Consider the following 2,181-nt stretch of genomic DNA (forward strand, 5'->3'; position numbering starts at 1 on the left):
GACCGTCTCAATGATAAGGTGCTGGCGACTGAAGCCGACCTGATGAATGAAATCGCCATGATTGAAATGTATTTATTCAGCGGAAATTTAAGTCCGGAAAAGCACCATGTCAATGATTTGGAAGCTGCGCATTTAAGCTCCTATTTAGCGTTATTGTACAATTACCAGCGTGCTGTTAGGGAAACGAAAGAAATTTGGGACTTGGATTATGGACCGAATGATCCGTTATATGCCAGAATTGATGGACTAGAATACGAGATGGCCGGTGACCCTTTAGCCATCCGGCTGAATTCAGCAATCGCGATCAGTCTGTTCCCGGATGAAACAGGAGAATGGAGCAGAGCAGACTTTATGGCGCGGGAAGATCAGATTGGTGCCAATGTAAATGAGTCGAGTGTCGTCTTTTATCCAGGTTTCACCGGGGCAAATGCCTTACAGCGCGAAGAAAACTTGAAATTGAATGAAGAACGGGCAACATATACACAAGATTACATCGGCAAAGAGCTGGCGGTTAAAGCGTTGGAAGCCACAACAAAAGGAAACCCGCTGACAGGTGTGTTTCTTTCCATCAGTGAGTATCAGGCTGGACTGGATGATCTTGAAGAAGGTATGAAAGTCGGCGAAGCGAAATTAGTCGCCATGGATTTGGGCATGGAAATGCAAATCTCAGAACGCCATGTGCCTGGTACAGGGCCAGATCAGCTGGAAATCAAACTCATCCCGACCGATGTGACACACGACAAGCTTGACCGCTGGGAAAAAGTCGTCGATTTAGGCTATGATATCAAATATCCGAGCGAAGATATCAATACACAAGACTGGTATCAGGTCAGCGAATTTTTACATAAGAATAAAAAAGATATTCAACTAGCAGATTCCGAGATTTACGAATACATTTTCAATGGACGTTTACCAGAAGGCAAAACGATTGAGGATCTTGTCGGTGCGAAGTAGGGAGATGTGGAAATGAAGCGAAAATTAACTGTCTGTTTGTTCGGGATCGCCTTTCTTTTGCTCGGAGCTTGTGCCAATGACGATGAAACAGCCAACGAACTTATCGACTATTATAATAATGATTGGCAAAAACTGCAGACGATGAAATCAGAAAAAATCGGTGATCGCGCTTTCGATTGGGTTGCTTTTGACAAAGAAGAAAATCCTGAAGAGGGCATCGAGTATCTGGAAAATGAAGTATTGCCTGAACTGGATGCCCTCAGAGATTATTTATACAGTATTGAACCAAAAACAGAAGCAGTGCGCGAACTGCATCAATTACAGATTGAGGCAGAAGAATTTGGCTTTCAAATCATCGAAGAAAATACCATGGAATATTATCGTGATGAGATTGAGGACGAAGAAATTTGGGCAAAGGTTGATGAATTAAAGGATAAATATGACGCATTTTCCGAGCGCCTGCACAAATTGATGGGTGATTATGACCTTGAATTTGAAAAAGACACCAATGAAGAAGGCAAAACAATTCAAGTTATTAGGAAAAAGATCAAACTAGAAAACGTGTAGCTGTAGAAATGGCTTCTTCCCTAGGTTGGGATAGATATGTTGGAGACGAGGGAATTATAATAGTATCGACCGTTTTGGAGCATCAGGAAATGGCGACAAAATCGTTAAGGAGTATGGCTTTACTGTTGAAAATATTGTAAATAAGGTAATAAACTTTTCTATAATATTAATTCGATTGACTACACTTCTATGAAGTATTAAATATAAAATCCTTTAGTAAAACTTTAAAGCACCAACCAAATCAGATAAAGTATGCCCTGATAGGTTGGTTTTTCTATGAACTGAAACTGAGGAGTTCGAAAAAAATGTGTTGACTAATAGTAATGATTTCTGACAACTCCCACAGCTAAAGCAGTGGGGTTCTAGGGTACTTGGAAGCTTCTCAATGGTGCCCTTATCTTTCCTTTCGGAAAAAGTTTCCACCAAAGCACTGGCGCGCTTTCTCCTAAAACATTAACGGACGTATTGCGTATAGCAAGGCACCTCTCTCAACAAGCCTAAAAAGACTCTTGATATTCTTTTCGTTCTGGTTAGTGTTTATGCGACAAACCAACGCAATGTTTTACTTGGTGATTCTTTTAGCTGTGCAATCTCACGATCATGCAGCTCAACAATTTTATTCCATTGTGCGTTGCATAAATCCACATCAACTGAATTAAA

The 2,181-nt window shown here is 40.8% G+C and carries 1 protein-coding gene and 2 pseudogenes; all 3 read left to right on the plus strand.

The features are described 5' to 3' along the window. Positions 1–954: pseudogene (locus tag SPD89_RS22600) on the plus strand (hypothetical protein); the annotation flags it as partial. A gap of 12 nt (positions 955–966) precedes the next feature. After that, positions 967–1,521, plus strand: a complete 555-nt coding sequence (locus tag SPD89_RS22605; RefSeq protein WP_336264205.1) for a hypothetical protein — start codon at positions 967–969, stop codon at positions 1,519–1,521. Then, positions 1,509–1,714, plus strand: a pseudogene (locus SPD89_RS22610) (transketolase-like TK C-terminal-containing protein); the annotation flags it as partial. The gene SPD89_RS22605 and the pseudogene SPD89_RS22610, both read left to right, overlap by 13 nt. Between the last annotated feature and the right edge of the window lie 467 nt (positions 1,715–2,181).

The sequence above is a fragment of the Pseudogracilibacillus sp. SO30301A genome (genome assembly GCF_037072025.1).
Lineage (GTDB): Bacteria > Bacillota > Bacilli > Bacillales > Amphibacillaceae > Pseudogracilibacillus.

Bases quoted from the DNA above. Each gene is read 5' to 3' on its own strand.
- SPD89_RS22605 (WP_336264205.1), top strand. From the start codon at position 967: ATGAAGCGAAAATTAACTGTCTGTTTGTTCGGGATCGCCTTTCTTTTG.